This window comes from Caballeronia sp. (assembly GCF_049581465.1).
Taxonomy (GTDB): Bacteria; Pseudomonadota; Gammaproteobacteria; order Burkholderiales; family Burkholderiaceae; genus Caballeronia.
In genome coordinates this window covers 1-2,435 of sequence record NZ_JBAUSA010000120.1, presented here as the reverse complement: position 1 = coordinate 2,435, position 2,435 = coordinate 1, and the positions used below count along the sequence as shown (strand labels likewise).

At 56.8% G+C, this 2,435-nt stretch carries 2 protein-coding genes; both read left to right on the top strand.

All coding sequences use genetic code 11. The features are described from left to right. Nucleotides 1-175: 175 nt before the first annotated feature. Nucleotides 176-1,399 carry a CaiB/BaiF CoA transferase family protein gene (locus WCA53_RS02945; protein ID WP_423905285.1) on the top strand — a complete coding sequence of 408 codons (1,224 nt, stop codon included), beginning with the start codon at nucleotides 176-178 and terminating at the stop codon, nucleotides 1,397-1,399. Nucleotides 1,400-1,520: 121 nt separating this feature from the next. Then, a partial coding sequence (locus WCA53_RS02940) for an acetolactate synthase large subunit (protein WP_423905283.1) occupies nucleotides 1,521-2,435 on the top strand: 915 nt, incomplete at its 3' end.

The window sequence follows — 2,435 nt, the reverse complement described above, 5'->3', positions numbered from 1 at the left end:
ACCCGCTACATCTCCCCTGTCTGGCTGGTCCGTGAAATTAATGAGTCTGACGAACCGTCCGCATTGCAACGGACAGACACTTTGCTCTCTGCACGATGTGCATGGGTGTTGGACAAGGGATTGCGATTGACCAGGCGTGATGGCACGCCGCGCGGGATCTACGAGGAGAAAGACGATGTCCAAAGCACTATCCGGTGTACGTGTGCTCGACTTGTCGCGAGTGCTTGCCGGACCGTGGGCCAGCCAGACGCTGGCAGATCTGGGCGCCGAAGTGATCAAGATTGAACGGCCAAAAACGGGGGACGATACCCGGGGTTGGGGTCCGCCCTATCTTAAGGACTTGGAAGGCAATCTCACCGGCGAGGCCGCGTACTATCTTGCCGCCAATCGCGGAAAGAAGTCGGTAACGCTGAATATTGCACATGCCGAAGGTCAGGCCATTATTCGGAAACTTGTGCCGCAGGTCGATGTATTTATTGAAAATTACAAGGTGGGTGACATGGCCCGATACGGCCTGTCATACGAAGACCTTCGAGAAATCAACCCCAATCTTATCTACTGCTCGATAACTGGGTTTGGGCAGACGGGACCGTTAGCCGCCCTAGCCGGCTACGACTTTATCGTCCAGGGGATGGGCGGGCTGATGAGCATTACCGGCGAGCGCGATGATTGCCCCGGTGGCGGACCGCAAAAGGTCGGCGTGGCGTTCGCTGACATTATGACTGGCATGTATTCGACGGTCGCCATCCTCGCCGCCATCACACATCGTACGAAAAGCGGCAAGGGCCAATATATCGACATGGCATTGCTCGACGTACAGGTCGCCACCATGGCCAACATGAACCTCAATTATCTTGTGTCAGGAACAACGCCAAAGCGCCAAGGCAACGCGCACGCGAACATCGTTCCCTATCAGGTTTTTGACGCCAAAGACGGGCAGATGGTGATCGCCGTTGGCAACGATAGCCAGTTCACGAAATTCTGCGAGATCGCTGACTGCCTGCATCTTGCGGTCGACCCCAGGTTCGCTACAAACGCGGGTCGCGTTGCGCACCGTGACATCCTCGTTCCGATCCTCCAGGAAGTTATGCTGACGCGTACGGTTGAGGAATGGACATCGCAACTTAATTTGAAAAGCGTACCGGCAGGCCCGATCAATAGCATCGCGCAAGCGTTTGAACATCCGCAGATCAAACATCGACAAATGCGAATGGATATCCCGCACCCTCTATCGGGCACGGTACCCAGCGTTGCGAGCCCCATTCGCATGTCCGACTCACCTGTGACCTACGACAAACCACCTCCAACACTCGGGCAACACACCGATGAGGTTCTCGCAACTCTAGGTGGCCTGACAGATGAGCAAATTCAAGCGCTTCGCAAGAGTTCGATCATCTAGTGTGTCCGGATTTCGCGTCGCTCGCTTGCCAAGCCCTTACGACCTCAAACTTTAGTGTGTCGGAGTGGAGTGTCTTGATGCGACTCGACCAGTAAGCTTTTGAAATCGGAGAAAGTACAAAATGAATGGCGCTGAAAGCCTCGTAACAACACTGTTAGAGTCAGGGGTAGATACCTGCTTTGCCAACCCCGGAACCAGTGAAATGCACTTCGTCGCTGCCTTGGATCAGATTCCCGGGATGCGCTGTGTGCTTGGTCTTCAGGAGAATATCGTTACCGGTATGGCTGATGGCTACTATCGTATCGCCGAGAAGCCGGCCAGTACGCTATTGCACTGTGGGCCGGGCCTGGCAAATGGCTGGGCCAACTTGCACAACGCGCGACGAGCCAATAGCGGTATCGTGAATATCGTGGGCGATCAAGCGACTTATCATCGCCCTTACGATGCACCCCTCACGGCAGATACCGCCGCTCTGGCCGGCGCCGTATCCAGATGGGTCCGCACCAGTACCCACTCCGCAGATGTCGGCCGTGACGCCGCCGCGGCAGTTGTAGCAGCCCGCACCGCTCCGGGCCAGATTGCCACCTTGATCCTTCCTTCGGACACCTCATGGGACGCGGGTGGCGTGCCGGCCCCCGCCCTTCCAGTACCGGCCACGCCGGCAATCGATCCGTTCGCTGTCGATAACGCTGCGCGAGTGCTGCGCCAGAATAAGAACGTGTTGATTCTGCTTGGAGGTCGTAGCCTTCTTCCAAAGGCTCAGGCGTTGGCTTGGCGAATTGCGAGCGCAACGGGCGCGACCTTAAAATACGACTATGTGAACGGCCGGGTCGCGCGCGGCCGCGGTCGCTTGCCGATTGAACGCGTGCCGTACAACACCGATCAGGCTATCAAGGTGTTGGAACATTTCCAGCATATTATCGTGGTCAACGCAAGGCCGCCGGTCGGGTTCTTCGCCTACCCCGGTAGGCCTTCGATTCAATACTCGAGCAGCGCCCAGTTGCACTATCTATCTCGTGTCGACCAGGATCCCGAG

Excerpts from the sequence above, each read along its gene's own strand:
- WCA53_RS02945 (WP_423905285.1), top strand. The coding sequence starts at position 176 with ATGTCCAAAGCACTATCCGGTGTACGTGTGCTCGACTTGTCGCGAGTG.